Consider the following 15,541-nt stretch of genomic DNA (forward strand, 5'->3'; position numbering starts at 1 on the left):
GCGAGCGCCGCCGCCCTCTTAAGTAAGGCTCAACGGCGGATTCCTCAGAATTTCGGGCGGTTCGACCGCCTCAGCCTCGGTTGTGAGGCCGTCAGCGACGCGCCTCCGCCAGCTCCACAAGATCGCGCAGCCCGCGCCCCGCGAGCGTCGGCCAGATCGTGCGGTCGGCGCCCGCGGCGAGCACTGCGTCGTGCGGCACCCCGATCGCGACGGCACCGGAGGCGACGGCCGCGGCCAGTCCCGTCGGCGAGTCCTCGATCGCCACACAGCGTGCGATGTCGAGGCCGAGCGTCGCGGCCGCCAGGAGGTACGGCTCCGGGTCGGGCTTGCCCCGCGTCACGTCGTCGCCGGTGACGAGCGCCGCGAGCGGCAGCTCCGAGGCGAGGGCATCGACCACGACCTGCGCCACGACGCGGGACGAGGTCGTGACGATCGCCTGCGGCACTCCCCCGCGGTGCACGTCGCGCAGGAGCTCGCGCGCGCCCGGCCGCCACGACAGGCCCCGGCGCATCTCGGCGAGGACGTCGCGCTCGAGCGCCGCCTCGACCTCGGCGTCGCCGAGCTCGACTCCCGCGGCCTGCAGGGAGCGCACTGTCTGCTCCATCGTGCTGCCGATCAGCGCGAGGGCGTCGACCCGGGTCCACGCGCAGCCGAACCGCGCGGCGAGCACGCCCTGCGCCCGCACCCACGCGGGCTCCGAGTCGACGATCGTGCCGTCCATGTCCCACAGCACCGCGGCGATCACGAGGCGACCCTCTCGGAGCGGCGCGGGCTGAGCACTCCCGCGAGAACGACCGCCACGACTCCGGCGAGCGGCACGACGAGCAGCCCGACCCGCAGGCCGGCACCGTCCGCCACCAGCCCCACGATCGGAGGCGACAGCAGGAACCCGAGCCGCATCAGCCACGAGACGAGCGTCACCCCGGTCCCCGCGCGCAGTCCCGGGATCTCGTCGGCCTCGTGCATCGCCGCGGGCACCGTGGTCGCCAGGCCGAACCCGGCCGCCGCGAAGCCGAGGATCGTGCCGGGCACGGAGGGGAGCAGCAGTGCCGCGCCCATCCCGAGCGCCGTGATCACCCCTCCGACCCGCACCACCGTGCGCTGCCCGAAGCGGTCGACCAGCCGGTCGCCGAAGATCCGGCCGACGAACTGCGCGCCGACCAGGGCGACGAAGCCGTAGGCGGCGACGGCCGCCGGGGCGCCGAGAGTGCCGTTCAGATAGACCGCCGCCCAGGTCGATGCCGCGTCCTCGACGAGCGTGCCCGCGATGGCGACGGCGACGAGTGCCGCCAGCACGAACCCGACCCGCGCCGTGATGCGCCCGCGCACCGCGGGTACCGCGCCGGGCTCGGTCTCGTCGTCCTTCCCCGGGAGGCAGAAGCGCAGGGCCACGAGCGAGACGATCGCGAAGAGCACCCCCGAGATGCTCAGGTGCACCGCCCGAGGCAGTCCGAGTGCGATCGCTCCCGCCGCCATCGAGCCGCCGAGCACCGCGCCGATCGACCAGATCGCGTGGAAGGAGTTGATGATCGAGCGTCCGTAGCGGCGCTGCACCCGCAGCCCGTGCGTGTTCTGCGCCACGTCGGTGATCGCATCGGTCGCGCCGGCGACGAGCAGGGCCGCCGCGAACGCGAGCAGCGAGGGCGAGAATCCGGCGACGATCGTGCCGGCCGCCGTGAGGATCGTGCCCATGACCGCCGCGCGCCCGCTCCCGAACCTCCGGATCAGCGCCCCGGCCGCGAGCCCCGCGAGGATCGCTCCCGCCGGGAACGCGGCGATCGCGACTCCGTACGCCGCGTTGTCGAGCCCGAGGTCGGCCTTGATCTCGGGGTAGCGCGGGATGAGGTTGGCGAACAGCGCGCCGTTCGTGAGGAACAGCGCGGCCACGGCGCCACGGGCACGGCGGTCCTCGCGGGTCGGAGGCGTGGGGAGGGTCATGCGTACGAACGTACACGCGATGTGTACGATCGTGCACATGGACCACTTCGCCGGAGACGACCGCACGAACCGCGAGCGGATGCTCGCCGGCGATCTCTACATCGCCGACGATCCCGAGAACGCCCGTCTCGCCCAGCGCGCCGTCCGGCTCGCGGACGCCTACCACCGCGCGGCGGTCGAAGACGAGGCCGCCGCCCGCCCGCTGCTCGACGAGCTGATCGGATCGCTCGGCGACGGCGCGTTCGTGAAGCCTCCGCTGGTCGTCGACTACGGCGAGAACATCACGATCGGCGCCCGCACCTTCGTCAACTACCACCTCACCGCCCTCGACGTCGCCGCGATCACCATCGGCGCCGACTGCCAGATCGGCCCCAACGTGCAGCTGCTGACCCCGACCCACCCGGTCGCCCCCGGCCCGCGCCGCGACAAGCTCGAGGCGGCACTGCCGATCACGATCGGCGACAACGTCTGGCTGGGCGGCGGGGTCATCGTCTGCCCCGGAGTCAGCATCGGCGACGACAGCGTCATCGGAGCGGGGTCGGTCGTCACGCGCGACATCCCCGCCGGAGTGGTCGCCGTGGGCAACCCCGCCCGGGTGCTGCGGAGCATCGCCGAGTGAGCGCGGAGCGGGCACCGCGGCGCACCGACCCGCACCGGCGCGACCGCATCATCGACGCCTGCCTCGACGTGATCGCGGAGGAGGGGGTCAGCGGCACCTCGCACCGTCGGGTCGCCGCCGCGGCCGACGTGCCGCTCGGCTCGATGAGCTACCACTTCTCGGGCATGGACGAGCTGCTGCACGAGGCGTTCACGCGCTTCGCCGACACCGTCGCCGCGCAGACGACGCGGCGGATGGACGACGCGCGGACTCCCGACGAGGCGCGCCGGGCCGTGATCGACGTCGTCGTACACGACATCTTCGGCAGCCGGCGCGAGCTCGTGCTCACCCACGAGCTCTACACGCTCGCCGCGCGGCGACCCGAGTACCGCGTCATCACGCACACCTGGATGGCCCGCTCCCGCGCCGCCCTCGAGCAGCACTTCGATCCGCTGACGGCTCGGATGATCGACGCGCTGACCGAGGGGCTGACGATCCACCGCGCGCTCGACGACCAGCCGGCCGACGACTCCGTGGTGCGCGAGGCGGTGCGGCGGATCATCGGCTGAGCGCCGTCCGCAGACGGCCCTGGCACAGTGGGACGATGAGCACCCTCCGCGACCCCCGCTCCTACGACCTCGACGCGCTGCGGTCGCGGGTGCTGGGCGAGACCGGCGGCACCGTCGACGACAGCATCCCCGAGCTCGCCGCCGCCGACCCGGATCTCTGCGCCGTCGCCCTCGCGCTGCCCGACGGAACGGTGCGCTCGAGCGCCCAGGCCGACGCGGCGTTCAGCATCCAGTCGGCGGTCAAGCCGTTCCTGTTCGCGCTCGCCCTGCTCGACACCGATGGCGAGGCGCTCGACCGCGTCGGCATCGAGCCGACCGGGGAGGCGTTCGACGCCCTGAAGCTCGAGACCGGCACCGGCCGCCCACCGAACCCGATGGTGAACGCGGGCGCCCTGCTGACGGCCGCCCTGGTCGAGGGAGGCGACGAGCGCGGCCGCAGCGCCCGCATCCTCCGCGGACTGTCGGCCTTCGCCGGCCGGCCGCTCGAGGTCGACGAGAGCGTCGCCTGCAACGAGCACCTGCTCGGCGACCGCAACCACGCCCTCGCCCACCTGATGCGGGCGGAGGGGACGCTGCAGGTCGGCGCGGACGACGCGGTCGCCGCCTACGCCCGCGCGTGCGCGGTGCTCGTCGACGCGGAGGCGCTCGCGGTGATGGGCGCGACGCTCGCTCTCGGCGGCGTCAATCCGGTGTCGGGCGAGCGAGTGGTGCCCGCGCGGGTCGCCCGCGACGTGGTCTCGGTGATGGCGACCTGCGGCGTCTACGACGGCTCCGGCCGGTGGATGCGCGCCGTCGGCATCCCCGCGAAGTCGAGCGTCTCGGGAGCCGTCGTCCTCTCGGCCCCCGGCCGCCTCGGCGCCGCCGTGATCAGCCCGCCCCTCGACGCCCAGGGCACGAGCGTCCGCGCCGCCGCCGCGAGCGAGCTGCTGAGCGCCGACCTCGCCCTGCACTCGTTCGGCGCGGGCGCGCGCTGACCCGGGCTCGGCCGATCACGGCCTGTCGCGCGGAGCCGCGCGCACGGCAGCGAGCACGAGCTCGGCGACCTCCGACCTGGCGATGTCGTTGTGCGAGCCCTCGATCGGCTCCTCGTCCGAGATCACGGCGCTCGCGTCCACGTTGTAGACCGTGCCGGCTCTCAGCGCATAGGTCGCCGGACCGAGGGCGAGCTCGAGAACCTCGTCCACGCCCGCCTCCAGGCCTCTCGCGCCGTGCGCTCCCGTCGCCCCGTACACGGGCTGCCCGAGAACCACCGCGCCGACCACTGCCGCCGCGAGGGGGTAGTACGTCCCGACCGCATGATCGCTCCTCGACCAGGTCACGACGAGGGGGCCATCGACGAGCTTCTCCGTCAGGAGCGGACTGAAGTACCCGGGAGCTCCGTCGGCGACCGCGATGGAGGCGTCGAGCGACCACATCGACATCGCACCCTGGAGAAGCGTGAGCGAGCTCACGGGCGTGCGAGGCCCGAGCACGGGGTCTCCCAGGACCGCCGCGGACACCACGATGCAGCCGAAGCTGTGACCCACGAGGTGCAGACGAGTCGAGGTGCCCACTGCTGCGCTGCGGAAAGCCGCGATCATCGCGTGCACCCCGCTGGTCCCGACCACGCGCGCCCGCTTCTTCATCTTCCAGAACGACGCTTGACGCACCAGCCCGAAGAGCTTCCACCCACCTGATCCGCCCAGGACCTCGCCTGGCCGATCCGCTCCACCGAGTCCTGCACCATCGGTACCGAACTGCCCGAGGAGGCGGTACGCCTCGGGTGGAGACCACGGGCCCTCGTCCTTCCCGTCCCGCGACACGATCGCGCTGATGACGTCGAAGTGCCGCTTCAGGTCGGGCGGGAGCTCATCACGATCCGGTCCGATGACGGACTCTGTGAAGATCGCCGTGAGCGGCTCGACGAGGACGGCCCGCTCCTGATCGGTGTCGCCCAGCCTCGCCGCCCACTCCTCGACGGCCTGCTTCAGCGGAATGAGCATCCCTGTCTCGGGAGCGCCGAGCACCGCTCCGCCGAGCGTCACCCCCACCTCTCTACCCCAGGCCTTGCTCGGCCAGTGGACGGCCACGATGAGCGGTCGGGGCAGGCTGCGATCCTCGATGAGGGTGGCGACCGGGCCGAGCCAGCGGTCGTACAGACGCGGAGCATCGACGCTGTCGTTGTTCCACCCGTGACTGACGACGATCACCTCCTGGGCGGCCCCGCCGGCGATGCGCGCCGCCACCTCGTCCACTGCGGAGGCCGCTCCACCGGTCGTCGTCTCGTCGCCGTTCTTGTCGAAGCTGATCAGTTCGTACTCGAGTGTCGTCCCCGGCACGGTGCGCATGACCATCGGTGTCTCCTCTCAGGAGGTCGGTCCGCTCCTCCCTGTCAGAGGACCGGTGGATCCAGCCGCGTGTCGATATCGCACGTGGCCGTGTAGACGAGGCCGAGAGGGACTCCCCAGACCTTCAGAGAATGCAGGGTGAGAACGCGGAGGATCTCACCGACCGTCTCGCCTGCGAAGAACCGCATGAAGAACGACTGCGCCCAACTGTCTCCGAAGGTCACCGGCACGTAGGCGTGGGACGCGATCACACCCCGCGCCTCCTTCTGGAGGAGTCGCGTCACGAAGTCGAAGGTGTCCCCGTCCGCCTGCCGGCCGACCTGGCAGGCGTTCAGGACGACGAGCGGCCCCTTTCGCCAGGCGACTCCGGGCGAGGGGTCTGCCGCAGCCAACTGGTCGAGCTTCAGTATCCCGGCCCGGTTCGGGGCGAACTTCAGGAGCATCGAGCCGAGACCGTCCGTGGCGTTGCTGGCTGCGGTCTCTCCGTGGCAGAAGAAGTAGACCAGTCCGGGCGGCGACGGAGCGACCAGAGTCTTCATCGCCCCTTCGCGTCCCGCACGTTCGCGGAAAGCGAGTCGCGGCGACGTCTTCGCGACCCCCCGGAAGTAGCGGAGTTGTCTGTCCACCGCATCGGTGACGATCTCGCCCGGCTCCGCCCGGTATCCCGTGAATGCCATCGACAGGCTCGGCTGCGCCGAGAGCGCGGAGGAGGCGTCTCCGTAGGTCGATCGGGTCTGCACCTCCACGGTGTGGCGGACTCCGAGGAAGTGGTCCCAGCGCACATCCGCCGACGACCGGACTGCGGGTCCCAGGTAGAGCAACCCCCACGGGAGGGTGAGACCGGGATAGGTCGTGACCTGGACGATCGAGGACTCTTCGCCACCCAGCACCGTGAGCAGCCACTCGCCCATCCTGACGGCGTCCGTGTTCGCGGGGTCGGAGAGGAACAGCCGGTTGAACAGGTTGCGGCCGCGCAGCGCCAGTTCGTACTTCCACTCGTCGACGGCTGCCGCTCGATCCGGTGTCATCTCGACAGCGGACAGCTCTGTGAGCGGAGTGATCACGCCCTCCGAGACCGGGATGTCCCCGAGGTCGATGGAGGAGGCGATCAGGTCGAGCTGGCGGTAGACGGCCGCCGCCGCATCGGAGACGGACGAGGCCGCCAGGGGGAGCGTCGCCGCGGGGTTCGCCGTTCCCGGTCCCGTCGCGGTGCAGCGCAGCCGGTCGTCACCCGACCTGTCGAACCGGATGTGCGCGAATCGGGGCTCGGCAGTGATGGCCGCGGCGAAGGGGCGGCCGTCGAAGGTGATCCGAGGCCTCGGGTCGGCCACGCCGATCTCGAAGTCGATCGAGACAGCGAGGACGAAGTTGCGCTTGCGGAGCAGGATGACCCGCAGGGTGCACGGCCCGTCCTCCTCCGGGCGGAAATCGAGCCGGACGATCTGCGGACGCTTCTCGTCACGCCGCACGCGGAGGCGACGCACACCCTTGTCGATCTCCGCGTTGATGCCGTCCAGACGCACGCCGAACTCGACGACGTCGACACCCTCGGGGAACACCGGGAGACTTCCGCCGCCGAGAGCGGATCGACGCCTCGTGGCGGAGAAGTCGATGGCCAGCGTGTACCACTCGTCCGCCTCGAAAGCGGCCTCCGGAGGCTGATCCTCGAATTCGACGTTGAGCCAGCGCGAGGCGGAGCTGCTCGGCTCCGGTTCCGGCTCAGCCGGGGGGACCTCGTGCTCTGCGACGAGGTCGAGCGACCGGGACACCCGGTCGACGACCTTCACCGCGACGGAGGCGGCTCGGACGTCGTCCGCGATCACGTGCTCGAAGAGCTGCGTGGTCGTCAGTCTCTCTGCAGAGTGGTGACGCGTACGAGAGGTGGTGAGCAGTCGAGCGAGCTGCCGTCGGTCACGGGGCGTCACGACCCTCGACAGCGCCCTGTCACTGCCGCGAGTGGCGACGATCCGAGCGGCGGCATCCGCGTAGAACCAGGTCTCGCTCGGCCTCAGCATCGGCGTCTCCCTCGTTCGGGCACGAACGCCGCATCGCGCTCGCTCCGAGAGTGGCCCTCATCCTCACCGACGGCAAGGGAACAGCGGAGAAGATCGGCCGATTCTCCCCGACCGCGTCAGCTCCGACCCCGGCCACAGCGGAGCGCGTGGTCGACCCCCTCCTTCCGGGTCGTGGCGACCTCTGCGAGCCGACCGCGGGGAGATCGACGAGGAACGAGGAGATCGACCGGTGAACTCAGTCGAGCAGCAGCGCCGGCTCCTCCAGCACGCTCGCGACGTCGGCGACGAAGCGGCTGACGACGTCGCCGTCGACGACGCGGTGGTCGAAGGATCCGCCGACCGTGGTGACGAAGCGGGGGCGGACCTCGCCGTCGACGACCCACGGCTTCTGCTTGATCGTGCCGAGGGCGATGATCGCGACCTCGCCGGGGTTGAGGATCGGGGTTCCGGTGTCCATGCCGAAGACGCCGATGTTCGAGATCGTGATGGTGCCGTTCTGCATGTCGGCGGGCTGGGTCTTGCCGTCGCGCGCCGAGAGCGTGAGGGCCTCGAGGGCGCCCGCCAGCTCGAGGAGGCTCATCGACTGCGCCTCCTTCACGTTGGGCACCATGAGTCCCCGCGGGGTCGCCGCGGCGATCCCGAGGTTCACGTAGTGGCGGACGATGATCTCGGAATCGGTCCACGCGGAGTTCACGGTGGGGTTCCTCCGGACCGCCCAGATGACGGCCTTCGCCATGATCAGCAGCGGTGAGACCTTGACGCCGGCGAAGTCGGGCGAGTTCTTGAGGCGCTTGACGAACTCCATGGTGCGCGTCGCGTCGACGTCGACGAAGACGCTGACGTGCGGGGCCGTGAACGCGCTGTGCGACATCGCCGCCGCGATGGCCTTGCGGACGCCGCGCACGGGGATGCGCTCCTCACGGGAGTCGCCCCACTCCGGCGTCTGGATGTTGCGGAAGACGCTGGCCTGGGACGCGTGCCGGATGACGTCGTCGCGGGTGACCTCGCCGGCGAGCCCGGTCGCCTGCACCTCGAGGAGGTTCACGTCGAGGTCCTTGGCGAGCTTGCGGATCGGCGGCTTCGCGATCACGGGGAGCGCGGCGGCGGCCGGCACCGATGTCGGGCGGACGGGCGCGGCGGGACGGGCGGGCGCCTCCGGAGCGGCGGCACCCGGCCGGCGGCGGCGGGTCGCCACGTGTCCGCCCGAGGTGCCGTAGCCGACCAGCGCGGCTCCCGATCCCTCGCCGGGCTCGGTGGTCGACGGAGCGGGCGCAGCCTGGGCCGGCATCGCCGGGACCTCGGGGCCGTCCGCCGCACCGGAGCTGACGGTGATGATCGCCGTGCCGACGTCGACCGTCTGGCCCTCGTCGACGAGCACGTCGACGACCGTTCCGCTGAACGGCGAGGGCAGCTCGACGAGCGACTTCGCGGTCTCGATCTCGACGAGCACCTGGTTGACGCTCACCTCGTCGCCGACCTTGACCCGCCAGGCGACGATCTCGGCCTCGGTGAGGCCCTCGCCGACATCGGGGAGGAGGAACTGTTCGGTCATCGTCGGGACTCCTGGCTGTGCCGGTCGTTCATGAAGAGGGGGCGCGTCAGTACGCGAGCGAGCGGTCGACGGCCTCGAGCACGCGGTCGACATCGGGGAGGAAGATCTTCTCGACCTTGGCGGGCGGGAACGGGGCGTCGAAGCCGGCGACGCGGAGGACGGGCGCCTCGAGCGAGTAGAAGGCCTTCTCGGTCACGGTCGCGGCGATCTCGGAGCCGAGGCTGACGTTCGCCGAGGCCTCCTGGGCGACCACGAGCCGACCGGTCTTGCGCACGGAGGCGAGCAGCGGCTCCCAGTCGATCGGCGACAGGGAGCGCAGGTCGACGACCTCGACGCTCGTGCCCTCCTCGCCCGCGAGCTCGGCGGCTTGCAGCAGCACCGACACCATCGGGCCCCAGCCGACCAGCGTGACCTCCTCGCCCGTGCGCACCACGCGGGACGCGTGCAGCGGAGCGGCGGAGGAGCGCAGGTCGACGTCGCCCTTGGGCCAGTAGCGGCTCTTGGGCTCGAAGAACATCACCGGGTCGTCCGAGGCGATCGCCTCCTGGATCATCCAGTAGGCGTCGTTCGGGGTGGAGGGGCTGACGGCCCGGAGCCCCGCCGTGTGGGCGAAGTAGGCCTCGTTGCTCTCCTGGTGGTGCTCGACCGCTCCGATGTGCCCGCCGTAGGGCACTCGGATGACGACGGGCATCGCGAGAGTGCCCTCGTGGCGGTTGGTCATCTTGGCCAGCTGCGAGGTGATCTGGTCGAACGCCGGGTAGATGAACCCGTCGAACTGGATCTCGCAGACGGGACGGAACCCGCGCATCGCGAGACCGATCGCGGTACCGACGATGCCCGACTCGGCGAGCGGAGTGTCGAGCACGCGCTTCGCGCCGAACTCGGCGTGCAGGCCCTCGGTGATGCGGAACACGCCGCCGAGCGGGCCGATGTCCTCGCCCATCAGCAGGACGCGGTCGTTCTCGGTCATCGCGCGGCGGAGGCCGGCGTTGAGCGCCTTGGCCATGGACATCGACTCCAGTTGCACCTCGGTGAGGGGCGCCTGGGCTGTCGTGGTGCTCGTGTCGATCGTCATCATTCGCCTCCGAACGATTCTTCGTAGCGCTGGAGCCACGCTTTCTGCTCCTGGAGCTGCGGGTGCGGCTCGGAGTACACGTGGTCGAAGATCACGTCGGTCGGCGGCGCCTCGAGCGCGAGGAGCCGGCGGCGGATGTCGGCGGCGAAGTCCGCGGCCTCCTCGTCGACCTCGTCGAAGAACGACTGCGGGGCGCCCTGCGTCTTCAGGTAGGCGGCGAAGCGGGTGATCGGGTCCTTCGCGACCCACGAGGCGAGCTCGTCGTCGGTGCGGTACTTCGTCGGGTCGTCGCTCGAGGTGTGCGCGCCGATGCGGTAGGTGAGGGCCTCGATGAACTGCGGGCCGCCTCCGGAGCGCGCCTCGTCGAGGTGCTGGGCGGTGACGGCGTAGCTGGCGAGCACGTCGTTGCCGTCGATCTGGACGCCGGGGATGCCGAAGCCCGAGGAGCGGAGGTAGAGCGGGCTGCGGGACTGGGTCGCGACGGGCACCGAGATCGCGTAGTGGTTGTTCTGGAGGAAGAAGACCTCGGGCGTCCGATAGCTCGCGGCGAAGACCATCGCCTCGCTCACATCGCCCTGGCTCGAGGCGCCGTCGCCGAAGTAGACGACGACCGCCGCGTCCTTCTCGGGGTCGCCGGTGCCGGTGGCGCCGTCGAAGGTGAGGCCCATCGCGTAGCCGGTCGCGTGGAGCGCCTGCGAGCCGAGGACGAGCGTGTAGAGGTGGAAGTTGCCGTTGGCCGGGTCCGCCGGGTCCCAGCCGCCGTGGCTGACTCCGCGCAGCAGCGCGAGGACTCCGAGGAGGTCGATGCCGCGGATCTTGCCGACGACGTGCTCGCGGTAGGAGGGGAACACGTGGTCCTGCGGGCGCATCGCGAACGCGGAGCCGACCTGCGCCGCCTCCTGACCGTGGCTCGGGACCCAGAGGCCGAGCTGCCCCTGCCGCTGCAGGTTCGCCGCCTCGAGGTCGAACCGGCGCACGACCGCCATCTCGCGGTAGAAGGTGCGGTGCTGCTCCTCGCCGATCCCGTCGAGGCGGGAGGCGTACTGCTCGGCCGCGGGGGACGGTGCGAAGCGGCCGTCCGCGGTGAGGAACTGGACCGTCGGCGACTGCGTGCTGGTGGCTACCACCCGACTAACCTATCCGCCTGGCCGGATGGCCCTCGGGGAGGGTCTCGACAATCTCCGACGCCGCGGAGAGGAGCTTCTCGACAGAATCCGCCTCGCCGACCGAGACGCGGATGCCCTCGGGCGGGAAGGCCCGGACCACGACTCCCGCCCGCTCGAACACGCCGGCGGCCCACTCGGTCTCGTCGCGGGTGTCGAACCAGAGGAAGTTGGCCTCGGACTTCGGGAGGGTCCAGCCCTGGTCAAGCAGAGCCTGCCAGAGCTCATCGCGCAGCAGCACGATGCGGTGCACCCGTTCGAGCAGCTCGTCGCGGTGCTCGAGCGAGGCGATCGCGGCCGTCTCGGCGAAGCGGGTCACCGAGAGCGGGATGGCCGTCGATCGCGCGGCGTCGAGGATGCGCGGGTGCCCGATCGCGTAGCCGACCCGGAGCCCGGCGAGGCCGTAGGCCTTCGAGAAGGTGCGCGCGATGACGAGGTTGGGGTGGCGGCCGAGGAGGGTCGTGCCGTCGACGGCGCGCTCGTCGGTCACGAACTCGGCGTAGGCCTCGTCGAGGAGGACGAGGACGTCGGCGGGGATCCGGTCGAGGAACGCCTCGACGTCGTCGGCCTGCGCGACGGTGCCGGTGGGGTTGTTGGGGCTGCAGACGATCACGAGGCGGGTGCGCTCGGTGACGGCCTGCGCCATCGCGTCGAGGTCGTGGGTGTCGTCGGAGCGCAGCGGGACCCGGACGCTCGTGGCGCCCGCGGTCGTGACCAGCGACGGGTAGGCCTCGAAGGAGCGCCACGCGTAGACGACCTCGTCGCCCACTCCCGCGGCGGCACTGATCAGCTGGGCGATGACGGCGACGGATCCCGCGCCGACGATGACCTGGTCGATGCTCACTCCATGGCTCTCGGCGAGCGCCGTCCGCAGGGCGGTCGCCGCCGCATCGGGGTAGCGGTTGAAGTCGGCGACGCCGCGGACCCTCTCGAGCACCGAGGGCAGCGGATCGAACGGGTTCTCGTTGGAGGACAGCTTGAACGCATCGGCGGAGGCGGCGCGGCCCTGCCGGTAGGCCGGGAGCGCGAGGATCTCGGGGCGGAGTCGGACGGGAGGCCCCTGCTGTTCGGTCACCCGCCCCATGGTAGGCCGAGGGGCCGACAGGGCCCGGTCGGGCTCGGCGCGAGGATCACGATCGGGTGTCGAACGGCTCGCGTCCCCCTTCGAGGGGCGGTTTCGGCCGAGTCCCCCGATTAGGGTTCGAGAATGCGGAGTCGATGGGGAGCCGTCCGGCCAGCGCGCCCGGCAGTCCTCCGTGTCTCCGTGGCCGTTCTCAGCGTCGCTCTGCTCACCGGCGCCCTCTCCTCCTGCTCTCCCGCGTCCGACGCTCCCGAGCCGAGCCCGACTCCCCGCGTGGTCGCGGTCGACGTCTCGGCGACGGCCGAGTTCACCGCGGCCAAGGAGAAGGGGACCGCGACCCGCGACGATGCCCTCGCCCTCCTCACCGCGACGGACTCCGCCGTCTCGGGCGGCGTGCGCAGCACTCTCCTCTCGGCGGTCGCCGCCCTCAACTCCGCGCTCGGTGGCGTCTCGACCGAGACGATCACCGAGGCGACGGCGGCGACGACGGAGGCGGAGCTCGCGGTCGCGGACAGGGTGCGCGGTCTCGGCGAGGCGACCCTCGCCTCCGGTCGCGGCTCGACCGCTCGGCGCGCGGCCCTCAGCACCGCGATCGAGGTGCTCGCCGCTGCCGTCGAGGCGCGCGCGGGCCTCGCCGGCGCGGCTGCGCAGGTGCTCGACGCCCGCGATCCGCTCGTCCCGCCTCCGGGGAGCGGCGGCGGCCCGCCCGCGCAGCAGGCCCCCGCGCCGCCGGCACCCGCGCCGACCGCGCAGGCCCCGACCGCGCCGCCCGAGCAGCCGGTGCAGCCCGCCGAGCCGGAGCCCGCGCCCCCGGAGGCGACCGTCCGACCCGGCCCGACGGCGGTCCCGACGCAGCCCGCTCCCGAGCCGGAACCCGAGCCCGCGCCGGAGCCCGAGCCGACCGCCGTGCCCGGCCCCGACTGCAGCACCGATCCCGACCTCTGCGCCCCGGCGCCCACTCCCTCGATCGACGACCCCGTCACCTGACCGGCGACTCGCGGCCGACCCGCCGGGCCGCGATAGTGGACGCATGCGCAGACTCCTCCTCGGACTCCTGACCAACGCCGTCGCGATCTGGCTCACCACGCTCGTCGTGTCGGGCGTCCGCGTGGATCCGTACGAGGAGGGGGCGACCGCGGCGGTCCTGACGTACCTCCTGGTCGCGGTGATCTTCGGAGTGGTCAACGCGGTGGTCGGCGGAGTGGTCCGCGTGGTCGCGTTCCCCCTGTACATCATCACGCTCGGGCTCGTCGCGTTCCTGGTCAACGGGCTCCTCCTGCTGCTGACGGCCTGGGTCAGCGGTCTCTTCGGCTTCGGTCTCGTCGTGGACGGCTTCTGGTGGGGTGTGCTCGGCGCCCTCGTGCTCGCGATCGTCAACTGGTTCATCGGGCTGCTCGTCCGGCCGTTCCTGGGGCGCCGCGAGGACTGACCGGCACCGTCGTCAGGCGGGCGCCGACCCTCGAGCCGGGGGCGGCGGTCCAGAGCCCGAAGAGAGCGGCTCCGGAGGCGGCGAGCCGCGGATCGGCATCGAGCGTCTGCGCCGTCGCCACGTAGGACTCGAGTGCGTGCGCCGGCACCGGGCCCTCCTGCGGCGTCGAGGCGGGCGAGTCGCGCTCGACGACGATCACCCCCTGCTCCTGGCCGGCGGTGCGCCCGAATCCGCTCAGCGCCGGGACGAGGTCGTCGGAGTGCTCGATCGACACCGACCGCGTCCCGCTCGGCAGGTCGAGACCGCGGATCGGACTTCCGAACGCGATCACGTCGTGCACGTCGTAGCGCCCCGACTGCGCCACGCGCAGCGCGACCAGCCCACCCTGCGAGTGCGCCGCGATCGTCACGGGAGCTCCCTCGGGGATGCCCGCCGCCTCCATCGCCGCGAGCGTCCCCGCGACCGACGCCGCACCTCCTCCGCTCATCGCCTTGAGATTCGAGGCGGCGCCGAACGCCTGCTCGGGGTCGAGGCTCCAGTCGGTCGTCCCCGAGACCGTGACGAGCCACTCCCCTCCGAACTCCTCGATCACCACCTGCGGACCGTCGGGATCGCTCGGCGGGATGCGCGCCGCCAGCTCGCCCCAGCTCGAGGGCGCCTCGGCCGCGGATCCCAGCCGGATCGGCGGCGGCTCGACCGTCTGCACGCGCAGTCGACGCTCCCCCGGCGGCGGGACGACGCCGAAGACGGTCGCGAGGACGACCAGCACGCTCGCCGCCGAGCTCACCCCGCCGCCGACCGTCTCGCCGGCGGAGCGGCCGCCGAGAGCAGCCGTCACCGGTGGTGGCAGCAGCAGCACGCCGACCTCGGTGCCCAGGCCGATCGTCGAGATCACCGCGCGCAGACCCTCGACCAGGAGCGGATCGCCGAGCAGCGCGCGGACGAGGTCCGCCTTCTCGGCGGAGAGCTCGTCGCGGGCGCCGTCGTCACCGGCGAGGACCCGGGCCGCCGCGCCGACCGAGCCGAACGCCGCCTCCGCGGTCGCCCTGACGAGCAGAGCCGCGTCCTCCCGCGCGCCCGGGACACGACGGGCGAACGATTCCGACGCGCGCAGACCGAAGGCCACCGCCGCGACCAGCGGAGCCACCCGCGCGGGGATCACGGGCAGCTGCTCCTCGAGCGCCTCCTCGGCCCGCTCGTACGCCGACACCGCCTCCCCCAGCGCCTCGCGCAGCAGCGCCGCCTCGCCCTCGAGCCCGGTGAGCCGCCGGCCGAGCAGCTCGAGCTCGCCGACCCGCTCCGGCGCCGCCGCACCGACGGAGGGCGCCGCCCGTACCGCAGCACCCGCGCAGTCGGCGAGGCCGCGGAGGACGGTCTCGAGTGCCCGCCGGCGCTCGTCGAGCTCACCGGTGTCGACGCGACTGAGCACGTCCGCCGTCACCGGACACCTCCCGCGAGGCCCCGCGCCGCACCCTCGGCGACGGCGAGCCCCGCCAGGAGCTCGGCCGCCCGCTCCGCGAAGCCGCGCGCCGCCTCGTCCTCCCAGTCGGCATCGGGGAGGAGTCCCGCCGCCGCCGCGCGCACGCCGCCGATCCCGTCGGCGAGCGCCGTCAGCTCCGCGCTCGGCCATGCCGTCACCCCCGCCGGCTGCTCGATCGTCATCCGCACCGCCTCCGTTCCGTCCTCGTCGCGGCCAGCCTCGACGAGCGCGCCGGGCCGCGGGACCGCCTCCGCCCGGACCGTGGAGAACCGACGGATCGGCCGGGTGTGGAGGAGCCGCGGTGCGCCACAATG

At 72.3% G+C, this 15,541-nt stretch carries 15 protein-coding genes; 5 read left to right on the forward strand and 10 right to left on the reverse strand.

What is annotated here, in order from left to right:
- Positions 1–91: 91 nt before the first annotated feature.
- Complete coding sequence (locus ASG06_RS03775) at positions 92–745, reverse strand: HAD family hydrolase (RefSeq protein ID WP_056038690.1); 654 nt, start codon at positions 743–745, stop codon at positions 92–94.
- Positions 742–1,938: an MFS transporter gene (locus tag ASG06_RS03780; RefSeq protein ID WP_056038694.1), complete on the reverse strand. Its 1,197-nt coding sequence runs from the start codon at positions 1,936–1,938 to the stop codon at positions 742–744. The genes ASG06_RS03775 and ASG06_RS03780 overlap by 4 nt, the downstream gene beginning before the upstream one ends.
- Before the next feature lie 31 nt (positions 1,939–1,969).
- Between ASG06_RS03780 and ASG06_RS03785 the strand changes: the two genes are divergently transcribed.
- From ASG06_RS03785 to glsA, 3 genes are read left to right on the forward strand one after another with little or no spacing between them, the layout of a single operon-like run.
- The gene (locus ASG06_RS03785; protein WP_156465906.1) at positions 1,970–2,557 is read left to right on the forward strand and encodes a sugar O-acetyltransferase; all 588 of its coding nucleotides are present in this window, start codon (positions 1,970–1,972) and stop codon (positions 2,555–2,557) included.
- On the forward strand, positions 2,554–3,105 hold the full coding sequence (locus ASG06_RS03790; protein ID WP_056038699.1) for a TetR/AcrR family transcriptional regulator: 552 nt from the start codon (positions 2,554–2,556) through the stop codon (positions 3,103–3,105). Before ASG06_RS03785 ends, ASG06_RS03790 begins: the two co-directional genes overlap by 4 nt.
- Positions 3,106–3,140: 35 nt before the next feature.
- Complete coding sequence (glsA, locus tag ASG06_RS03795) at positions 3,141–4,079, forward strand: glutaminase A (protein WP_056038702.1); 939 nt, start codon at positions 3,141–3,143, stop codon at positions 4,077–4,079.
- A 15-nt stretch (positions 4,080–4,094) separates the two neighbouring features.
- Here glsA and ASG06_RS03800 read toward each other — a convergent pair whose 3' ends face one another.
- The 6 genes from ASG06_RS03800 to ASG06_RS03830 all read right to left on the reverse strand — a co-directional run bounded on the left by ASG06_RS03800 (position 4,095) and on the right by ASG06_RS03830 (position 12,321).
- The gene (locus ASG06_RS03800) at positions 4,095–5,438 is read right to left on the reverse strand and encodes a hypothetical protein (RefSeq protein ID WP_056038705.1); all 1,344 of its coding nucleotides are present in this window, start codon (positions 5,436–5,438) and stop codon (positions 4,095–4,097) included.
- Positions 5,439–5,476: 38 nt separating this feature from the next.
- On the reverse strand, positions 5,477–7,447 hold the full coding sequence (locus tag ASG06_RS03805; RefSeq protein ID WP_056038707.1) for a CHAT domain-containing protein: 1,971 nt from the start codon (positions 7,445–7,447) through the stop codon (positions 5,477–5,479).
- A gap of 235 nt (positions 7,448–7,682) precedes the next feature.
- Positions 7,683–8,999: a dihydrolipoamide acetyltransferase family protein gene (locus tag ASG06_RS03815; protein WP_056038713.1), complete on the reverse strand. Its 1,317-nt coding sequence runs from the start codon at positions 8,997–8,999 to the stop codon at positions 7,683–7,685.
- A 46-nt stretch (positions 9,000–9,045) separates the two neighbouring features.
- A complete protein-coding gene (locus ASG06_RS03820) occupies positions 9,046–10,011 on the reverse strand; it encodes an alpha-ketoacid dehydrogenase subunit beta (RefSeq protein ID WP_197409377.1) in 966 nt (321 codons plus the stop codon).
- 62 nt (positions 10,012–10,073) lie between these two features.
- A complete protein-coding gene (locus ASG06_RS03825; protein ID WP_056038719.1) occupies positions 10,074–11,201 on the reverse strand; it encodes a thiamine pyrophosphate-dependent dehydrogenase E1 component subunit alpha in 1,128 nt (375 codons plus the stop codon).
- Between the two features lie 4 nt (positions 11,202–11,205).
- Positions 11,206–12,321, reverse strand: coding sequence for a histidinol-phosphate transaminase (locus ASG06_RS03830; protein ID WP_056038722.1), 1,116 nt, complete (start codon positions 12,319–12,321; stop codon positions 11,206–11,208).
- A 180-nt stretch (positions 12,322–12,501) separates the two neighbouring features.
- Between ASG06_RS03830 and ASG06_RS03835 the strand changes: the two genes are divergently transcribed.
- Together ASG06_RS03835 and ASG06_RS03840 are read left to right on the forward strand one after the other, a co-directional pair.
- Positions 12,502–13,305, forward strand: a complete 804-nt coding sequence (locus ASG06_RS03835) for a hypothetical protein (RefSeq protein ID WP_056038725.1) — start codon at positions 12,502–12,504, stop codon at positions 13,303–13,305.
- Positions 13,306–13,348: 43 nt separating this feature from the next.
- Positions 13,349–13,747: a phage holin family protein gene (locus tag ASG06_RS03840; RefSeq protein WP_056038728.1), complete on the forward strand. Its 399-nt coding sequence runs from the start codon at positions 13,349–13,351 to the stop codon at positions 13,745–13,747.
- Here ASG06_RS03840 and ASG06_RS03845 read toward each other — a convergent pair.
- Positions 13,701–15,188, reverse strand: coding sequence for a hypothetical protein (locus ASG06_RS03845; RefSeq protein ID WP_056038731.1), 1,488 nt, complete (start codon positions 15,186–15,188; stop codon positions 13,701–13,703). The genes ASG06_RS03840 and ASG06_RS03845 overlap by 47 nt on opposite strands.
- Positions 15,185–15,409, reverse strand: coding sequence for a hypothetical protein (locus ASG06_RS19810; RefSeq protein ID WP_056038734.1), 225 nt, complete (start codon positions 15,407–15,409; stop codon positions 15,185–15,187). The genes ASG06_RS03845 and ASG06_RS19810 overlap by 4 nt, the downstream gene beginning before the upstream one ends.
- Positions 15,410–15,541 lie beyond the last annotated feature (132 nt).

It is taken from the genome of Rathayibacter sp. Leaf185 (assembly GCF_001423885.1).
Lineage (GTDB): Bacteria > Actinomycetota > Actinomycetes > Actinomycetales > Microbacteriaceae > Rathayibacter.

What these genes read in the sequence shown, in the direction of transcription:
- ASG06_RS03780 (WP_056038694.1), bottom strand. Translation starts at nt 1,938, where the DNA reads ATGACCCTCCCCACGCCTCCGACCCGCGAGGACCGCCGTGCCCGTGGC.
- glsA (WP_056038702.1), top strand. Translation starts at nt 3,141, where the DNA reads ATGAGCACCCTCCGCGACCCCCGCTCCTACGACCTCGACGCGCTGCGG.
- ASG06_RS03800 (WP_056038705.1), bottom strand. Translation starts at nt 5,438, where the DNA reads ATGGTCATGCGCACCGTGCCGGGGACGACACTCGAGTACGAACTGATC.
- ASG06_RS03805 (WP_056038707.1), bottom strand. Translation starts at nt 7,447, where the DNA reads ATGCTGAGGCCGAGCGAGACCTGGTTCTACGCGGATGCCGCCGCTCGG.
- ASG06_RS03815 (WP_056038713.1), bottom strand. Translation starts at nt 8,999, where the DNA reads ATGACCGAACAGTTCCTCCTCCCCGATGTCGGCGAGGGCCTCACCGAG.
- ASG06_RS03820 (WP_197409377.1), bottom strand. Translation starts at nt 10,011, where the DNA reads ATGTCCATGGCCAAGGCGCTCAACGCCGGCCTCCGCCGCGCGATGACC.
- ASG06_RS03830 (WP_056038722.1), bottom strand. Translation starts at nt 12,321, where the DNA reads ATGGGGCGGGTGACCGAACAGCAGGGGCCTCCCGTCCGACTCCGCCCC.
- ASG06_RS03840 (WP_056038728.1), top strand. Translation starts at nt 13,349, where the DNA reads ATGCGCAGACTCCTCCTCGGACTCCTGACCAACGCCGTCGCGATCTGG.
- ASG06_RS19810 (WP_056038734.1), bottom strand. Translation starts at nt 15,409, where the DNA reads ATGACGATCGAGCAGCCGGCGGGGGTGACGGCATGGCCGAGCGCGGAG.